The sequence below is a fragment of the Microbacterium testaceum StLB037 genome (genome assembly GCF_000202635.1).
GTDB classification, from domain to species: domain Bacteria; phylum Actinomycetota; class Actinomycetes; order Actinomycetales; family Microbacteriaceae; genus Microbacterium; species Microbacterium testaceum_F.
This window is the reverse complement of record NC_015125.1, coordinates 2,785,178-2,802,193: the sequence shown is the minus strand read 5'-3', so window position 1 is coordinate 2,802,193 and position 17,016 is coordinate 2,785,178. Positions and strand designations below refer to the sequence as shown.

The window sequence follows — 17,016 nt, the reverse complement described above, 5'->3', positions numbered from 1 at the left end:
GGTCTCCTGGGTCGGGTGGGGCTGTGTCGGTGGGTCGGGGTGGGGCGGTATTACGGCAGGGGTGCGAGGAAGTCGGCGATGACGCGACGGAACTCGTCAGGCTGCTCGAGGTGCGTGCAGTGGCTCGCCCCCTCGAACACGTGGGCTCGGGCCCCGGGGATGTGCTCGACGAACGGCTCCCACGTCTCGGGCGTGGCCTCGTCGAACTCGCCGGCCACCACGAGCGTCGGCACGGCGACTCGGGGCAGGCGGTCGATGATCGTCCAGTCCTTCCCGGTCCCGACCACGTGGAACTCGTTCGGTCCGTTCATCGTGAAGTAGACCGTGGGGTCGGCGAGCATCTGCTGCTCACTGTCGACGAAATCCTGCGGCATCGGGGTCACGCGGCAGACGTGCCGCTCGTAGAAGACGCGGGTGGCATCCACGTAGTCGGGGTGATCGAGGGTGCCGTCGGCCTCGTGACGGTCGAGGGCCTCGCGGGCCTCCGCGGGGAGTTCCGCGCGGAGGCGGGCCGCGCCCGCGAGCCACAGTTCCATGGATGCCGGGGAGTTGCAGATCTCCAGACTCCGGAGCCCCGCCGGCTGACGGACGGCGATCTCGGCGCCGAGCATGCCGCCCCACGACTGTCCGAGCACGTGGTACTCGTCGAACCCCAGGGCCTCGCGCAGGGTGTGGAACTCGTCGACGAAGAGCTGCGGAACCCACTGCGAGGCCGGAGCGTCGGGGTGGTGCGAGCTCTTCCCGCACCCGATCTGGTCGTAGTGCACGACGGTGCGTCCGGTGAGGTCGGCGAGCGCGTCGAGGTTCGCGACGTAGTTGTGCGCCATTCCCGGGCCGCCGTGCAGGACGAACAGGGGCGCTTTCCCGGTCGGCTCGGCGGGTTCCGTGAGGCGGGCCCAGGTGAAGCCGTCGTGGAAGGGGACGGTGATCTCGCGTTGCATGCAGTCATCGTGGACCCCTTAATGGTTCGTTGGCAAACCTTTTCTTCGGAATTAACATGGAGGAAACGACGGGAGCCCATGGCCGAGACCGACGACGCCTCCCTGGTGGACCGCGTCACCCAGCGCCTCATCACCGCCGTCGCGGTGGGTGAGTTCCTGCCCGGCACCCGCCTGCCCGCCGAACGCGACCTCTCCCCCTTGCTCGGCGTGGGACGCACGACCGTGCGCGCCGCCCTCGACGATCTGTCCGCGCGCGGACTGATCGAGAAGCGCCGCGGTCGCGCCGGCGGCACCTTCGTCGCCGAGGAGTGGCCCGCCTCGATCGTCGTCGGCGTCGACCGCTGGTTCGAGCAGCGCTGGAGCGACCTGGTCGACGCGTGCACCGCGAGCGCGATGCTGCACTCCTCCCTCGCCCGCCTCGCCGCGGAACGACGGACGGATGCCGACATCGCGGTCATGCGCGACCGCCTGGCCGCCTTCCACGCGGCGGACTCGGGCAACCCGAAGCAGCGTGCCGACAGCCTCCTGCACCTGTCGATCATCGACGCCGCGCACAACACCGCCCTGCGCGACATCCTGCTCGAGCACGAGCGACACCTGTCGCTGTCGGCGCCGGCGCACCCGTGGGGCGACCGCGAGAGTCACCGCCGCATGGAGTCCCGCGCGGCACGAGAGCACGACGCGATCGTGGCCGCGATCGTGACGGCCGCCCCCGACGAGGCCGCCGACCTCGCCCGCCGACACGTGCAGATCGACCTCGAACTCTTCACCGAGGCGCGGGAGTTCGCGCGCCGGCGCGCGGCCGCGGCGCACGGCTGATCCCGGCGGCGCGCGGAACGCGCCGACGGGAGGAGACTCTGCGAGCGGAGGACCCCCCGAGCCCGCGGCACCCTCCCCCGCCCGAATCTCCTCCCCACAGGGGGGTGGTCAGGCGCTCAGCCGCTCCTCGAGGCCGGCCCGCACGCCCGGCCACTCCTCTCGAAGGATCGAGAAGTACAGGGTGTCGCCGATCGAGCCGTCCGCGGCGACCCGGTGGTGGCGCAGCCGCCCCTCGGGCGTCGCACCGAGGCGTTCGATCGCCCGCGCGCTGCGCTCGTTGCGCGCGTCGCAGCGCAGCGCCACGCGATTCAGCGCCCAGGCGTCGAACGCCTGCTCGAGCAGCAGAAGCTTCGCCGCCGGATTGGTCCGCCCGCCCTGGAATGCGCGGCCGTACCAGGTCGTCCCGATCTCGACCCGGCCCTGCGCCGGCGCGTGGTCGTAGAACGTCGTCGATCCGCGGATGCCGGAGGTCTCGGCATCCCGAACCATGAAGGCGAGCATTCCCGGGGTCTGCCGCTGCTGTTCGATGCGTTCGGCGTAGGCGTCCGGGGACTCGGGCCACGGCGTGGTCATCCCCGCCCAGAGGGCGGCGTCGGTCAGAGCCCAGGCTTCGGCGGCATCGTCCGGATGCGCGGGAGTGAGACGGATGCCATGACCCTCGAGCGCGAGGTCGTGGGCGGTCATCGCGCCTCCAACTGCGCGACGAACTCGTCCGCCGCGGCGAGCTTGCGGCGCAGGTCGTCGCGACGCAGCAGGGCCTCGTCGCGGATGTCGGCGAGGCGCGCCGCGAGCGCGGCGTCGGTCGGGTCGGCGTCGAGTCCGTCGACGACGGTGAGCAACTCGCCCATCTGCTCGAGCGAATACCCCAGCGGCTTCATGCGGCGGATCAGCAGCAGGCGCGACTCGTCGTCGGGCGTGTACAGCCGGAAGCCCCCGTCACTCCGCGCGGAGGGACGCAGGAGCCCGATCTCGTCGTAGTGGCGGAGTGTGCGGATCGACAGCCCGGTGCGCTCGGCGAGCTCGCCGATCTGCATGGTGTGCGCGTCGGTCATGGCTCCCCCTCGATCCCGCAACCCTCTCGTTACGGTAGAGTCTGTTCCGTCGCGATCGCGACCCCCCATTCTCTCCCGTCCGCGTCCGGCTCGACCGATGCGGCGCTGTCCCCCGGCGCTCAGCCGCCGTCTTCCCCAGGAGCACACTCCATGACCGACGTCTCCGCGCGTCCGCGCCCCGAGCCCACCGTGCTGCACGCTCTGCGGTCGCCGCGCCTGCTCACCCGCGAGGTGCTCGCGGGCCTCGTCGTGGCGATCGCGCTGATCCCCGAGGCGATCGCGTTCTCGATCATCGCGGGCGTCGATCCCCGCCTCGGGCTCTTCTCGTCCTTCGTGATGGCGGTCGCGATCGCCTTCCTCGGCGGTCGCCCCGCCATGATCAGCGCCGCGACCGGCGCCGTCGCGCTCGTCATCGCTCCTGTCGCCCGCGAGCACGGGGTGGATTACCTGCTCGCGACGGTGATCCTCGGCGGCATCCTTCAGGTGATCCTCGGGCTCCTGGGGGTCGCGAAGCTCATGCGCTTCATCCCGCGGAGCGTCATGGTCGGCTTCGTGAACGCGCTCGCGATCCTCATCTTCACGGCGCAGGTGCCCCAGCTCATCGGGGTGCCGTGGGCGGTGTACCCGATCGCGGCGGCGGGCCTCGCCATCATGTACCTGCTCCCGCGCGTGACGAAGGCCGTTCCGGCGCCTCTCGTCGCGATCGTCCTGCTCACCGGCGCCGCGGTCGTGTTCGGCATCTCCGTGCCCACGGTGGGCGACCAGGGGGCGCTGCCCGAGAGCCTCCCCGCCCTGCTCCTCCCGAACGTGCCACTCACCCTCGACACCCTCGGCGTGATCCTCCCGTTCGCCCTCGCGATGGCCGTCGTCGGACTCCTCGAGTCGCTGATGACGGCCGCCCTCGTCGACGACATCACCGACACCCCGTCATCGAAGACGCGCGAGTCGCTCGGGCAGGGCGCGGCCAACGTGCTCTCGGGCCTGTTCGGCGGCATGGGCGGCTGCGCGATGATCGGCCAGACGATGATCAACGTGAAGGCCTCGGGCGCGCGCACCCGCATCTCGACCTTCCTCGCGGGCGTCTTCCTGCTGGTGCTCGTGCTGGTGTTCGGCGACGTCGTGGCGATCATCCCCATGGCCGTGCTGGTGGCGGTGATGATCGTCGTGTCGATCGCGACCTTCGACTGGCACAGCATCCGCCCCTCGACCCTGCGGCGGATGCCGGTGAGCGAGACGGTCGTGATGGTGCTGACCGTGGCCGTCACCGTGTGGACGCACAACCTCGCGATCGGCGTCGGGGTCGGCGTGATCGCCGCCGCGGTGCTGTTCGCCCGCCGCGTGGCTTCGCTGACGAGCGTCACCCGCTCGGTCGAGGGCGACACCGCGCGCTACGTCGTCGAGGGCGAACTCTTCTTCGCGTCGAGCAACGACCTCACCACGAAGTTCGCGTACCACCGCGACCCCGCGCGGGTCGTCATCGACCTCTCGCGCTCGCACGTGTGGGATGCCTCGACGGTGGCGGCCCTGGATGCCGTGCAGACGAAGTACGCGCACCTCGGCACCACCGTGGAGCTCGAGGGGATGAACGCCGCGGCGGCGCGCTTCCACGGGCGGCTGAGCGGGGAGCTCGGCGCGGGTCACTGACCCGCGCGTCCGGGCTGCGCGCGTGCCGGGCGGAGGTCCGGGGAGGACGGGAGGACGCCACGACCAGAATCCTCCTCCGCCGGTCACATCTCCTCCCTTCGCCACAGGGCGGGCGACCCCTCGCCACAGGGCGGGCGACGTCGGCGACAGCGCCGGTGTCAGGAACGCAGCGTCGTCGACGGCGTCTCGCCGAACTCCCCGCGGTACATCGCGGCGAAGCGGCCGAGGTTCGAGAACCCCCAGCGCGCGGCGATGGCGGCGACGGTGTCCACCGACGGATCGGCGCTGCGCAGGTCGGCGCGGGCGGCATCCAGGCGGACGCGGCGCAGGTACTGCATCGGCGTGCGGCCCGTGGACGCGCGGAACGCGTACTGCAGGCCGCGCGGAGACAGCCGCGCCGCCTGCGCGATGTCGGCGAGGACGACCGACTCCGCCGCGTGCGCCTCGATGTACGCCTTCGCCCGGCGTACCGGCGCGGGCAGGGGGCGTGCGGGTCGGCCCGCGGCGAGCGCGTCGGTGAAGGTCGTGGGGAACGAGAGCAGAGACGCTTCCAGCATGAGCGTCCGCGCCTGGTGCTGGATCAGGGGCGTGCGCTCCGACGACCGCAGCAGCACGTCGCGGGCGTACTCCCACGTGCGCGTCCAGTACCGCATCCGTTGCTCGCTGACGGGCGCGTGACCGGTCGCACGGACCCGTAGTCCCTCGTCGCCGGAGAGCCGCCGGGCGGCGTCGTCGAAGTCCGTCCGCGAGAACGCGACGGCGGTGCCGGCGATGCGTCCGGTGAAGGCCACCTCGAGCGGGCGATCGACGACCATGAACGGCACGGCGGTGTCGATCCGTTCCCGGCGGTACGTCCCCGCCACGCGCGACCCGGCGATGCGTCCCACGACGATCTGGTCGAGGGGATCGGACTCGACGAGCATCGTCGACCCGATGGTGTAGTCGCAGAAGGCGAAGCCCGTGTCCGAGACGGCCTGCCAGTTCAGCGCCGGCTGAATCGCTTCGGCACGCGAGATCCGGGCTCCCGGGACGACCGACCGCCACATCTCCTCGACGATCGCGGCATCCCTGGTCTCGAGTTTCGTATGCTCCACGAGGCTTTCCTAAATCGACCGAAAGAGTGCGGCAACACCGTTGCTTTTTCGGGCAACCTGTGCGTGGGACCGCTCTCAAAGCATCGGGGGGATGGAGACGAGAGAGGAATGCCGGGGGACTCCTTCACCGTATCGTCACCGAACGGTGCCCGGGAAAGCCTGGCGACGTTCGCTCTCTCCTCCTCGGCCGGAGCCGTGGCCGCCGAACGCGGAGCCGGAGCCCCCGCACGCAGTGACAGGCCCGCCGGGTTTGACGCGGACTCCCCCCGTTCGTGAGGATGCGGGGAGGACCACTCGTGGTCCGTTCCCTCCGGCCCGCCACCGCTCCCCGGCACGGCGGTCGGACCACCTCGGCGTGGAGCTCGTGACCCCGCGCCGAGGTGGGGCATCGCATAATTGGTGAGGCTCGCGGTCCGGCGAGCCCCGATCGACGGGATGCCGAATGACCTTCCGCACCATGGCGACTCTGCAGGCGTGGGTCGACGACTTTCGCGGCCTGGGCTATGACGACGCCGACATCCTGCGCGTGATCCCCCAGGATCTGGACGACGACGCGGACCGGGGACTGATCGCCGCACAGCTTCGGAGCGTCTCGACCACGTTCTTCGTCGCGCCGGGGGCCGCGCCGGGATCGACGGACTGGGCGGTCACCTTCGAACCCCGAGAGAATGCCGCTCCGCTTCTGGCCGGCCGCGTTCTCGCCCTGTCCGGAGAGCTCGCGATGCTCGCGGCCCTGTGCTCGTTCCTGCAGGCGCGGTCGGAGGCGTTCCTCGCGAGCCAGTGAGCGCGTCGCGCCGGCGCGCCCTCAGTCTGCCCGCGTGGCCGCGGCGACGACCTGCTCGAGGATCCGCGCCAGCCGTTCCCCGTCACCGGGGTCGAGCTCGCCGACCGCCGTGTCGATGGAGCGATCGAACGCGCGCAGAAGCGACCACGGGTGCTCGTCGAGGTCGACGAGCGCGGTGATGTGGTTGACGCGACGATCCTCGGTGTCGAGGTCGCGCCGCACCGCTCCCCGCTGAACGAGTCGATCGATGAGGGTCGTGACGCCCGCCGAGGTGATCCCGAGGAAATCGCGGACGTCAGACGGCCGGGCGCCCGGATTGTCGACGACGAAGAGCAGTGCTCGGGCGTCGAGCTCGTTCAGAGACAGCTGACGGCGGGCCTCGGCGACGGCGATGCGCCGCGCCTCGCCATACGCCCGGAGGGCGCGACCCAGCGACGTTTCCGAAGCGGAACCGGCGGGCGAATCGGATGACGACGACACGACGGTACATCGTAGTCACCCTGGCCCTGCCGATACGGGAGCCTCGCACGAAGGGAATGTTTCGCCCGCCCCGCTCGCACGCCGCGAACGGACGTTTCCGGTCGTGTCCGGCCGTTCACATGATGGTCTTCACGGCGTAACCCGCCACCGGGGGTCGACCCTCCAGCATGAGACAACCGCGTCAGCCGACGCGGCGCCCCTCCCCCGGAAGGCGATCCGATGTCTCGACCCGTGCGCGTGCTTTCCCTGTACGAGGGGTTCTTCGCGGGAGGCGCGCGGATCCTGCACTCCGATGTCGTGGCGAGCCTCGCCGCGACCGGCGGCCACGAGCATCAGGTGCTGTCGTTGACCTCGGCCGCTCGTCGCGACGCCTCGGTGCAGCACGCGCACGACGACGCGCGGTACCGCCGCCTGCGCGACGCGGGCGTCGGCATCACGACGTTCGACCGCGTCGCCGGTGACCACCCCATCGCGCCCGACGCCTTCACCCCCGCAGAACTCGACCGCGCCGCAGCGCTCTTCGACGAGGCCGATGTCGTGCTGTCGCTCAAGGAGCAGCCCTTGAGCCTCGTGCTCGCCCTCGCTCAGGCGGGTCTCCTGCCCTCTCGCCCGACGGCCGCGTGCCTGCACCGCTCCGACCCCACCCACTCCGGCCCCGCCCTCGGATGGCTGAGGGATGCCGCCGACTCCGGCGCCGTGTCCGCGACGATCGCCTGCGCGGTCTCGACGTCCGATGCCTACGCGCGCGCGGGCATCACCGCGTCCGAGGCGTGGATCATCGACAACGGCATCGACACCCGACGCTTCCGTCCCGGGACACGGCTCGAGCGTCGACGGATCCGGGCGGGTCTCGGCATCCCGGAATCCGCTCCCGTGGTCCTGCTCGCCGCGCGCTTCGACGCGATGAAGGACCCGGGGCTCTTCCTCGCCGCGGTCGCGCGGCACGCGCGGCGGTTCCCCGACACGCACTACGTCATGTGCGGCTCGGGGATGACGGCCCAGAACGCCGCCTTCACCCCGCTCGTCGCCGAGAGCGGAGTGGATGCGGGAACGCACCTGCACGCGCTCGGGCTGCGCGAGGACATGCCGCAGCTCTACCGCATCGCCGATGTCGTCGCGCTCACCAGCGCCTTCGGGGAGGCCTCACCCCTCTGCTTGGCCGAGGGCGCGGCATCCGGGGCGATCCCCGTGACCACGGACGTCGGCGATGCCGCTCGCGTCGTCGAGGGCTTCGGCCTCGTCACCCCGCGCGATCCGGACCGGATCGCCGGCACGTGGGAGTACGCGCTCGCTCACCGGGTCGCTATGCGATCGGCGGCGATCCGCGCGCGAGCCCGCCTGGACCGCCGCCGGATGATCGACGACTACCGCGGCGCGATCTCGGGCCTGCTCCTGCGCGACGCCCTCGCCGCATGATCCCCGGTCCCTGAGCTCGTCGAGGGCGCGGGACACCCTCGCCGGCGCACCCCCTGCGGCGTGAGGTCCCTGAGCTCGTCGAAGGGCCCGGGACACCCCGCGGGGAGGAGGCGGCGCGGCTCAGGCCGGCGGCATCCACGCGGCGATCGCCATCACGACGATCACGAGCAGCGCGACCGCCGCCTGCACGCACAAGAGGACGGCGAAGAGGTACCCCTGAGAGGAGCCCTTGCGGCCCGTGAGGCCGTTGACGAGCAGGGCGGCGAAGATCGCGACCTGGAACGCGATGCCGATCCACGCCCACGCCGCGACGATCGGGATCGAGAAGGCGAACAGCACGATCGCGACGAGCGCGAGGAGTCCGGATGCCAGCAGCCAGACCTTGCGGTTCGGGTTCTGCACGGCGCTCTGGCTGGTGACGCGGGTGGGGTCGTCGTTGCGGGGGCCGGTCATGGCGGCGTCCTTTCCGTGGGGAGGGGACACCGTACGGTCGCCGCGGGAGGCGGCCCGAGCGGGTTGACAGCCCCGGGAGGCAGCTGCCACCGGTCCCTTCGACGGGCTCAGGGACCTCGCGCCGCCGAGCCCGCCCGGCCACCGGTCCCTTCGACGAGCTCAGGGACCTCACGCCGCCGAGCCCGCCCGGCCACCGGCCCCATCGACAGGCTCAGGGACCTCGCGCCGCCGAGCCCGCCCGGCCACCGGCCCCATCGACGAGCTCAGGGACCTCGCGGCGCCGAGCCCGTCCGGCCACCGGCTCCTTCGACAGGCTCAGGAACCTCACGCTGCAGGGGGCTGAGCCCGTCGAAGCCCCCGGGCCCACGCGCCGCACCATAGACGGCACGCGACACCCGCGCCATCCCCGCGGCCCACCCCGAAAAGCGTGTCTACAGTGAGACATGACCGCGCGCATCCTCTCGATCGGCACGGCCCTGCCCGAAACGCGCGTCGCCCAATCCACGCTCCGCGACCTCTTCGCCGCCCAGCCCGGGTTCGACCGCAAGGCGCAGCGGCTGGTCGGTGCCGCGTTCGACGCGGCGGCGATCGACGCCCGGCACGTCGTCCTCCCGCAGCTCGCCGGTGGCGACGGCGGCGCGCTCGGCGTGCGCGACGGCGACACCCTGCTCATGCCCCCGACCGGAGCCCGCAACGACGAGTACCGCCGGACGGCACCGGCCCTGTTCGCGGAAGCCTCGCGCGCCGCGATCGCCGGCTCAGGACGGACCGCGGATGCCATCACCCACGTCGTGACCGTCTCCTGCACCGGGATGTTCGCCCCCGGCCCCGACTTTCACCTCGTGCGCGACCTCGGCCTCACCCCCACGGCGGAGCGATACCACCTGGGCTTCATCGGCTGCGCGGCCGCGATCCCGGCGCTGCGGTTGGCCGCGCGCATCGTCGCCGCCGATCCCGAGGCCGTCGTGCTCGTGGCCTGCGCCGAGCTGTGCTCGCTGCACTGGCAGACCTCGTCGGATCCCGACCAGATCGTCGCCGCGTCGGTGTTCGCCGACGGCGCGGCGGCGGCGGTCGTGGCATCCGGAATCGACGGATCCCCCGGCCTCGACCTCGACGGATTCGCGACCCACCTCACCGGCGAGGGCGAACGCGACATGGCGTGGACCGTCGGCGACTCGGGCTTCGAGATGACCCTGACCCCCGAGGTCCCCCGCATCATCGGCCGCGAGATCGCCGCCATCGCAGCCGACGTGATCGGCGACCTCGGCGAGATCGACGCGTGGGCCGTGCACCCCGGGGGCCGCAGCATCCTGGATCGCGTCGAGCAGGCCCTCGACATGGATGCCGCCGCCCTCGCGCCGTCGAGAGAGGTGCTGCGCGCGCACGGCAACATGTCGAGCGCGACCCTGCTGTTCATCCTGCGCGACCTCCTCGCGGATCCCGCCCGCGACGACGGCGACCGGGTCGCGGCCCTCGCCTTCGGCCCGGGGCTCACGGTGGAGGCGGCGCGCCTGACGCTGCGCCGCGCGTGATCCGGGCTCGCGGAGCGTGGGGCGGGCTCGCCCATCGGGACACCGCTCTGACCGAGCTGATGGACGATCCCGACTGCGACCCGCGCGCGCTCGCGGCGACCTACCGCCGCTTCGGCCTCGTGAACCGGCTCGTCTCGGCATGGGGGCACGTGTATCGCACGCGCGTCCGCCCGGAGCTGCGGGCGCTCGGCCGCCCGGCCCGCGTGCTCGACCTCGGGTGCGGGGGCGGGGACGTCGTCGCCCGCCTCGCTGTCCTCGCCGCGCGCGACGGCCTCGACGTCGAGTGGGTGGGCGCCGACCCCGACCCGCGGGCGCTCGAGGCGGCCCGCGAGCGGGAGAGCCCGGGCGTGCGCTTCGTGGCGCACGGCTCGCAGGATCTGCTCGCCGCCGGCGAGCGCTTCGACCTCGTCCTGTCGAACCACGTCCTGCACCACCTCGACGCCGAGGGCCTGCGGCAGTTCGCCGACGATTCCCTCGCCCTCTCGCGCGGACGGGTCCTGCACGCCGACATCGCCCGCGGGCGCCTCGCCTACGCCCTGTACGCCGTCGGCATCAGTCCGCTGGCTGCGGGGACCTTCCTGCGGGTGGACGGGCTGCGGTCCATCCGCCGCAGCTACCGGCCCGCCGAACTGGCCGCCGCACTCGGTTCGCCGTGGCACGTCGAGTCGCCCGCACCCTTCCGGGTGCTCGCCGTCGCGGACGGACGCGCGGATGCCTGAGGTCCTCGTCGTCGGCGCCGGTCCCGTCGGGCTCGCGCTGGCCGCCGACCTCCGGGCGCGGGGCGTCGAGGTCGACGTCGTCGAGAAGCGGACGGCGATCGGCGGGGGGACGCGAGCCATCGGCATCCATTCCCCCGCCCTCGCCCACCTCGAAGCCTCCGGAGCGACCGACGAACTGCTGGCGCGGGCCGTCCACATCGAGCGCGGCGAAGCCCGGGCCGACGGACGACTGCTCGCGGCGATCCGCTTCGACCGGCTGCGCGCGCGTCACCCGTACGTCGCCGCGCTCCCGCAAGCCGACACCGTCGCGGTGCTCACCCGCCTCGCCCCACCGGTCCGGCACGGCGTGACCGTCACGGCGGTCTCGGACGACGGCGCTTCGGTGCGGGCTCGTACCACCGGCCCGCACGGCGAGGAGGAGATCCGCGCGCGGCTCGTCGTCGTGGCATCCGGATGGGCGGGACGAGACCTCGTCTACTGCCCCGGCGCCGTGCGCACGCACCGGTACCCCGACCGGTACGCGATGGCCGACGTCGTCGCCCCCGGCGGCCCCGTCGCGCGCGTCCACCTCGAGCGCGCAGGAGTGCTCGAGTCGTTCCCCCTCCCGGACGGCCACCGCCGCCTCGTGGCCTGGGCCGGGACGGAGGAGATCCCGGATGCCACGGCCTTCCTCCGCCGTGCCGTCGCCGAACGCGCCGGGCTCGAGGTCGACATCGCGGAAGCGACCACGTTCCGCGTCCGCCGGGCGGTGGCTCCCGCGCTCCGCCGTGGCCGCGTGATCGTCGTCGGCGACGCGGCGCACGAGGTGAGCCCGATCGGCGGTCAGGGCATGAACCTCGGGCTGCTCGACGCACTGACCCTCGCGCCCCTGCTCTCGCGGTGGCTCCGGACGGACGCGCCCGACGGACTCGCGCGCTGGGAACGCGATCGCCTCGCGTCGGCGCGGCACGCGGCCCGTCTCGCGGCGCTCAACACGTTCCTCGGGCGCGCGCTCGGCCCGTCGGCGCACGCCGCGAAGACCGCGGCGCTGCGCACGGTCCTGCGCGGACCGGGCGGCACGGCCTTCACCCGCGCCTACGCGATGCAGCTGGATCGGGCCGCCCGCCGCTGAGCCGCGCCTCGGCGCAGGCGCGATGCCGACCGCGACGCGGCGCCCGGGCCACGCTCAGTCGAGGTGGAAGATCTCGGGCAGCTCGTGCCACCACTCGCCCTCGCGCCGGTCGGGGACCGGGCTCTGCAGGGGCTCCTGCACCGACCACCAGCGCTGGGTCTCGGGGTCGGCCGCCATCGCCGCCATGTCGGCCTCGTAGTCGTCGCCGACGTACTCGTAGTACGCGAACAGCAGCTCGCCGTAGCGGTAGATCGAGTAGTTGCGGATGTTGCTCCGCGTGATCTGCTCGAGCACCCCGGGCCACACGGCCGCGTGGTACCGCTCGTACTCTTCGCGGTTCTCGGGCGAGACGCCGATGACGGACGCGAACCTTCTCATTCGTTCTCCTGGGGGTCGGGCACGATCACGGGAACGCCCTCGTGATCCTCGGAAGCGTAGGCGGCCTCGACGACCGCCATGGTGTGCAGCACGTCGTCCACGGAGGTCGGCAGCGTCGGCACCTCTCCCTCGACGAAGCGCTGGACGGCACCCATCGAGCCGATGAAGGCGTCGGGGAACCACGACCCCTCGAACGGCACGGGCTGCCAACCGGCATCCTTCTCGTCGAGCAGCACCATCTCGAGAGAGTCGGGACCGCCGTCCGGATAGTCGAGCAGAAGGCCCATCTGGGCGCGGATCGCCCCGCGCGTGCCCTCCCACTGCACGAAGCTCTCCTCGTGCCCCGGCCCGAAGGCATGGTCGTGGTTCGTGCTCACGGTGACGCGCAGGGGGCGATCCCGATAGCGCATCAGGATCGTCGAGCGTGTGGTCGCGATCTCGGGCTTCTCCGGATGCCGGACGGTCACCGCGCTGACCGCGTCGGGGTCGCCGAAGAACGACCGCACGAGATCGAGGTAGTGGACGCTGTGCATCGTGATCTCGAGGCGGTCGAGGCCGAACACATGCGGGAACAGGTGCCACGGGGTGTCGACCGCGACGCGCACCTGCATGTCGTAGACCTCGCCGATCGCTCCCTCGGCGATCAGGCGTCGGGCCGCGGCGATGTACGGCGCGAAACGCAGCTGCGTGTTGACCGCGGCGACGAGTCCCTTCCGGCGACAGAGATCGCGTAGGGCGATGCCCTCGCTCAACGAGTGGCCGAGCGGCTTCTGGATGAGGACCGCCGCGCCGTCGGGCAACGCCTCGAGGGTGTCGAGATACTGCTCGGGCATGAGCGCGATGTCGTAGACGGCGTCGGCGGGGGCATCCGCGACGGCCTCGGCGACCGTCCTGAAGACCTGATCGATGCCGTACTCGTCGGCGAGCGCTCGGGCACGCGCCACTGTGCGGTTCACCAGCCCCCACACGGGGAGGCCCGCCTTGCGATAGGCCGGCAGGTGGGCGTCCTTGACGATCCCTCCCGTGCCGATGATCACGATGGGACGCGGATGCTCCACCGGCCGCACGGTGTACGCCGCGGCGGGGTGCTCCTCGGGTCGATCGCCCATGCGCTCAGCCCTTGACCGCGCCGACGGTCTGACCGCGCACGAGGAAGCGCTGCGCCCCGATGAACACGATCAGCAACGGGATCATCGAGATCACGGTCGCGAGCGCGAGCTGCGGCATGTAGAGCTTGACGTCGAGCCCCGCCGCCACGGTGGCGTTGAACAGCGGGCTCGCGCCGATGAGCTCCTGGATGCCGATCGAGATCGTCTTGTTCTGCTGGTTCGAGGTCAGCAGCGCCAGCGGCAGGAAGAAGTTGGTCCAGTTGGCCACGAAGGAGAAGAACGCCACGAGCGCGATCGCCTGCTTCGAGATCGGCAGACCGATCTTGAAGAAGATCGCCAGCTCCCCCAGCCCGTCGATGCGCGCGGCCTCGACGAGCTCCGGCGGCATGGTCGTCATGAAGTGGATGTAGCTGAGGTACACCCCGAACGGGAAGAACCCCATGATGACGGCCACGGGCCAGAGCTGCCCCACCGCGCCGATCGCGTTGACCTCGAGGAAGAGCGGGATGACGAGGACCGTGTTGGGCATGACCATCGCCAGCAGCGTCGCGAACAGCCAGGCCTTGCGCCACCGGAACCGCAGCCGGGCGAGCGCGTAGCCCGCGGGAAGGGCGGCGGCCAGAGCCAGGATGCCGCCGGCCACCGCGAGGATCAGGGAGTTGAGGATCCACCGCTGGAAGAGGCCGCCACCCGAGGGGCCGAAACCGGTGATCTGCGACCAGCTGTAGACCACGTGGTCCCAGGAGAGGCCGCCGAGCCCGAGGAAGCCGTCGCTTCCCGCAGCGACGTTGTCCTGATCGCGGAAGGCCATCGCGATGAAGCCGACGATGGGGATGACGAACATCGCGGCGACGACGAGCATCACCGTGATGCGCGACACACGACCGACGCTCCAGCGCGTCGACGGGGCCTTGTTGCCGGACGGGGTGCGGGTTGCGACGCTCACTGGGACTTCTCCTCTTCGCCGAACAGGCCGCTCTTGAACACGATGAACATGCCGATCGCGAGAGTGATCACCAGCAGGATGATCGACATCGCCGCGGCGGCCGGGAAGTTGCGGTTGGTGAAGGCGAAGGCGTACCCGAGCTGCGTCGGTGCCCACTCGGCATCCACCGATCCCGACGAGATCTGCCGCAGCAGGTAGGGCTCGAGGAACAGCTGGAAGCCGTAGGCGAGGTTCATCAGCGCGGCGTAGCCGATCCAGGGGCGGATGAGCGGGAGCTTGATGTTCCACGCGAGCTGCCACGAGTTTGCCCCGTCGATCTTGGCCGCCTCGAAGACCTCCTCGGCGATGCCGTTCAGGCCCCCGTTGACGATGACGATCCAGGTTCCGACGCCCTGGAAGAACAGCATGGCGGTGAGGATCCAGGGCAGGTTCTCGGTGGTGGTGACCTCTTTGAGGTTGTCGACCCCCATGCCCTGCCAGAGGAACGCGATCGGGGAGATGGAGGGGTTGAGCAGGTACACCCACAGCACGAAGTTGGCGATGCCGGCGAGGGCGCCGGGCAGGAAGTACACGAAGCGCATCGCGCCGCCGAAGCGCCCGGGGCTCGCGTGCACCAGCAGCGCGAGACCGACGATGCCCACGATCATCAGCGGCAGCCACACGATCATGACCGTGAAGATGTTGATGAACGTGTCGAAGAACCGGAAGTCGGTGACGGCGGTGATGTAGGCGTCGAGACCGCCGAACCCGGATTTCGGATTGACCATGGTCGGTGCCTTCTGGAGCGAGATCCAGAAGGCGTAGCAGATGGGGATGGCGGCGGCGACGAGGAACAGGGCCGCGTACGGCGCCATGAGGATCCAGGCCCCGCGGGCCTCGACACGGTGGGGAGCGCGCCGACGCCCCGAGGAACGGCGGGGCACGGCCCCGCGTCGCTCGGCTGTGGTGAGCGTTTCTGTGGCGGTGACGGTCATGACTTCTTTCCTGGGGAATCGACTTCCGGGGGAAAACAGGGGGCCAGGGCACCGGTTCTCACCGGCGCCCTGGCCGCGGACTCACTGGACGGTGTAGCCGACCGACTTGGCCTGGTTCACGAGTTCGTCGCCGAACTTGGTGATGGCGTCGGGCACGGTGCCGCCCGAGATGAGGGTCGGGCTGACCGTCTCGGTCCACACCGAGCCGGTGTCGTAGAGCATGTACGAGTACGGCTGCACTTCGCCCAGGGCGGTCTTGAACGCCGCCTGCGTCGTGGGCACGTCGGCGAAGTACTTGTCCGCCTCGAGCTTCGCGAGCCACTGGTCCTGGACGGGTCCGTAGCCGGGAAGACCGGTGCTGAGGTCGACCTGCCAACGCGGGTCGGTCGCGACGAACTTCATGAACGTCAGCGTGTTCTCGAGCTCCTTGCCCGTGATGTGCGACGAGGCACCCCAGAGGCCACCGCCCTCGTTACCGGTCGACGGCTTCGAGTCGCCCTTCCAGGGCAGCGGAGCCGCCGCGGTCATCTGACCGGCCGGGATCTTCCAGGTGTCGCGGAAGAGGTAGTTGCCCCACCACGCCGCTCCGGGGCTCATCACGAGGTTCTGGCCCTCGGTCGCCGCGTCACCGTCGAAGATGCCCTGCGTGCTGAGCGCCTTGCCCTTGTACATCTTGTCGAGCAGCTCGGTCGCCCGGGTGCAGGTCGCGTCGGAGAGGTCGATGTGCGCTTCGCTCTCGGAGACGCGGTCGTTCGTCGGGCAGCCCGACGCCTGCAGGTACCGGTTGATCGCGTACGCGTCGCCCAGGAAACCGCTGATCTTGCCCGGGTGCTCGGCGGCGATCTTGACCGCGAGGTCGCCGTACTCTTCCCACGTGGTGGGCAGGGTGTAGCCGTTCTGGTCGAAGAAGGCCTTGTTGTACCAGAACACGTCGGGCGCCGCGTCGTTGCGCAGGCACCGGATCTTGCCGTCGATGTCGCAGAACGACAGCACGGCCGGGTCGTAGCCCTTGATGGTGTCGGCCATGATGTCGGTCAGGTCGGCCGCGTAGTTGCTGGTCGAGTTGGTCGCCCAGGCGATGTCGTCGTTCGACGGGAAGAAGATCGCGTCGGGCCAGCCCGAGCCGGCCGCGTCGAAGTTGGCGAACGACTGCTTCACCGTCTTGCCGCCGACCGTGCCGTCGATCTGCACGACGTCGATGGGGATGTCGGGGTACGCCTTCTGGAACGCCTCTGCCGCGGGGACGCGGGGCGGGTCGACCCAGACGGTGATCTTGCCGCCCGAATCGGTCTGCGCCTGCGTCGCCGTCCCGCCCGTGGCGTCGCCGGAACACCCGGCGAGCGCGAGCGCCGCGACGGCGAGCGCCGCACCGGCCGCAAGGATGCGTGTGGTCTTCATTGACACTCCTTTGTGTGAGCTGCCGCTCCGCCCGGTTATCGGGAGCTGTGACGATCCGGGCGAATTGGTCAAACGTTATCCCGCGACTCGCATTTGATCAAACGTTTGCGTTCTGATCTGATCGCGCGGCCTCAGGCTTAGGTCCGACGATACATCAGATGAATTG

18 protein-coding genes are annotated in these 17,016 nt (G+C 71.0%); 7 read left to right on the top strand and 11 right to left on the bottom strand.

The window, feature by feature from the left end:
* Positions 1 to 50: 50 nt before the first annotated feature.
* A complete protein-coding gene (locus MTES_RS12775) occupies positions 51 to 941 on the bottom strand; it encodes a proline iminopeptidase-family hydrolase (RefSeq protein WP_013585684.1) in 891 nt (296 codons plus the stop codon).
* A 78-nt stretch (positions 942 to 1,019) separates the two neighbouring features.
* Here MTES_RS12775 and MTES_RS12770 point away from each other — a divergent pair, with 78 nt between their 5' ends.
* Entirely contained in the window at positions 1,020 to 1,760 is a 741-nt protein-coding gene (locus tag MTES_RS12770; protein ID WP_013585683.1) for a FadR/GntR family transcriptional regulator, read from the top strand.
* 108 nt (positions 1,761 to 1,868) lie between these two features.
* Here MTES_RS12770 and MTES_RS12765 read toward each other — a convergent pair whose 3' ends face one another.
* Complete coding sequence (locus MTES_RS12765; protein WP_013585682.1) at positions 1,869 to 2,444, bottom strand: GNAT family N-acetyltransferase; 576 nt, start codon at positions 2,442 to 2,444, stop codon at positions 1,869 to 1,871.
* Positions 2,441 to 2,812: a MerR family transcriptional regulator gene (locus MTES_RS12760; protein WP_013585681.1), complete on the bottom strand. Its 372-nt coding sequence runs from the start codon at positions 2,810 to 2,812 to the stop codon at positions 2,441 to 2,443. The genes MTES_RS12765 and MTES_RS12760 overlap by 4 nt, the downstream gene beginning before the upstream one ends.
* A gap of 150 nt (positions 2,813 to 2,962) precedes the next feature.
* Here MTES_RS12760 and MTES_RS12755 point away from each other — a divergent pair, with 150 nt between their 5' ends.
* Positions 2,963 to 4,456, top strand: coding sequence for a SulP family inorganic anion transporter (locus MTES_RS12755; protein ID WP_013585680.1), 1,494 nt, complete (start codon positions 2,963 to 2,965; stop codon positions 4,454 to 4,456).
* A gap of 158 nt (positions 4,457 to 4,614) precedes the next feature.
* Here the strand turns inward: MTES_RS12755 and MTES_RS18560 are convergent, their stop codons facing one another.
* Complete coding sequence (locus MTES_RS18560; protein ID WP_013585679.1) at positions 4,615 to 5,550, bottom strand: helix-turn-helix domain-containing protein; 936 nt, start codon at positions 5,548 to 5,550, stop codon at positions 4,615 to 4,617.
* Positions 5,551 to 5,992: 442 nt separating this feature from the next.
* Here MTES_RS18560 and MTES_RS12745 point away from each other — a divergent pair, with 442 nt between their 5' ends.
* Positions 5,993 to 6,334: a hypothetical protein gene (locus MTES_RS12745; protein ID WP_013585677.1), complete on the top strand. Its 342-nt coding sequence runs from the start codon at positions 5,993 to 5,995 to the stop codon at positions 6,332 to 6,334.
* A gap of 21 nt (positions 6,335 to 6,355) precedes the next feature.
* Here MTES_RS12745 and MTES_RS12740 read toward each other — a convergent pair whose 3' ends face one another.
* Entirely contained in the window at positions 6,356 to 6,814 is a 459-nt protein-coding gene (locus MTES_RS12740; protein WP_013585676.1) for a MarR family winged helix-turn-helix transcriptional regulator, read from the bottom strand.
* 219 nt (positions 6,815 to 7,033) lie between these two features.
* Between MTES_RS12740 and MTES_RS12735 the strand changes: the two genes are divergently transcribed.
* Positions 7,034 to 8,230: a glycosyltransferase gene (locus MTES_RS12735; protein WP_013585675.1), complete on the top strand. Its 1,197-nt coding sequence runs from the start codon at positions 7,034 to 7,036 to the stop codon at positions 8,228 to 8,230.
* 120 nt (positions 8,231 to 8,350) lie between these two features.
* On the opposite strand, the gene MTES_RS12730 is transcribed toward MTES_RS12735, so the two are convergent.
* Positions 8,351 to 8,683 carry a hypothetical protein gene (locus MTES_RS12730; protein WP_013585674.1) on the bottom strand — a complete coding sequence of 111 codons (333 nt, stop codon included), beginning with the start codon at positions 8,681 to 8,683 and terminating at the stop codon, positions 8,351 to 8,353.
* Positions 8,684 to 9,126: 443 nt separating this feature from the next.
* On the opposite strand from MTES_RS12730, the gene MTES_RS12725 reads away from it, so the two are divergent.
* The 3 genes from MTES_RS12725 to MTES_RS12715 are packed head-to-tail and all read left to right on the top strand — an operon-like array spanning position 9,127 to position 12,045.
* Positions 9,127 to 10,215, top strand: coding sequence for a type III polyketide synthase (locus tag MTES_RS12725; RefSeq protein WP_013585673.1), 1,089 nt, complete (start codon positions 9,127 to 9,129; stop codon positions 10,213 to 10,215).
* Positions 10,212 to 10,934 (top strand): methyltransferase domain-containing protein, encoded by a 723-nt coding sequence (locus MTES_RS12720; protein ID WP_013585672.1) that lies wholly within the window; start codon positions 10,212 to 10,214, stop codon positions 10,932 to 10,934. The genes MTES_RS12725 and MTES_RS12720 overlap by 4 nt, the downstream gene beginning before the upstream one ends.
* Positions 10,927 to 12,045, top strand: coding sequence for an FAD-dependent oxidoreductase (locus tag MTES_RS12715; protein WP_013585671.1), 1,119 nt, complete (start codon positions 10,927 to 10,929; stop codon positions 12,043 to 12,045). The genes MTES_RS12720 and MTES_RS12715 overlap by 8 nt, the downstream gene beginning before the upstream one ends.
* A gap of 54 nt (positions 12,046 to 12,099) precedes the next feature.
* Here the strand turns inward: MTES_RS12715 and MTES_RS12710 are convergent, their stop codons facing one another.
* From MTES_RS12710 to MTES_RS12690, 5 genes are all read right to left on the bottom strand, one after another.
* Entirely contained in the window at positions 12,100 to 12,423 is a 324-nt protein-coding gene (locus MTES_RS12710) for an L-rhamnose mutarotase (protein ID WP_013585670.1), read from the bottom strand.
* On the bottom strand, positions 12,420 to 13,532 hold the full coding sequence (locus MTES_RS12705; protein ID WP_013585669.1) for a Gfo/Idh/MocA family protein: 1,113 nt from the start codon (positions 13,530 to 13,532) through the stop codon (positions 12,420 to 12,422). Before MTES_RS12705 ends, MTES_RS12710 begins: the two co-directional genes overlap by 4 nt.
* Positions 13,533 to 13,536: 4 nt before the next feature.
* A complete protein-coding gene (locus tag MTES_RS12700; RefSeq protein WP_013585668.1) occupies positions 13,537 to 14,478 on the bottom strand; it encodes a carbohydrate ABC transporter permease in 942 nt (313 codons plus the stop codon).
* Positions 14,475 to 15,452 (bottom strand): carbohydrate ABC transporter permease, encoded by a 978-nt coding sequence (locus MTES_RS12695; protein WP_013585667.1) that lies wholly within the window; start codon positions 15,450 to 15,452, stop codon positions 14,475 to 14,477. The genes MTES_RS12700 and MTES_RS12695 overlap by 4 nt, the downstream gene beginning before the upstream one ends.
* Before the next feature lie 81 nt (positions 15,453 to 15,533).
* Positions 15,534 to 16,850: an ABC transporter substrate-binding protein gene (locus MTES_RS12690; protein ID WP_013585666.1), complete on the bottom strand. Its 1,317-nt coding sequence runs from the start codon at positions 16,848 to 16,850 to the stop codon at positions 15,534 to 15,536.
* Positions 16,851 to 17,016 lie beyond the last annotated feature (166 nt).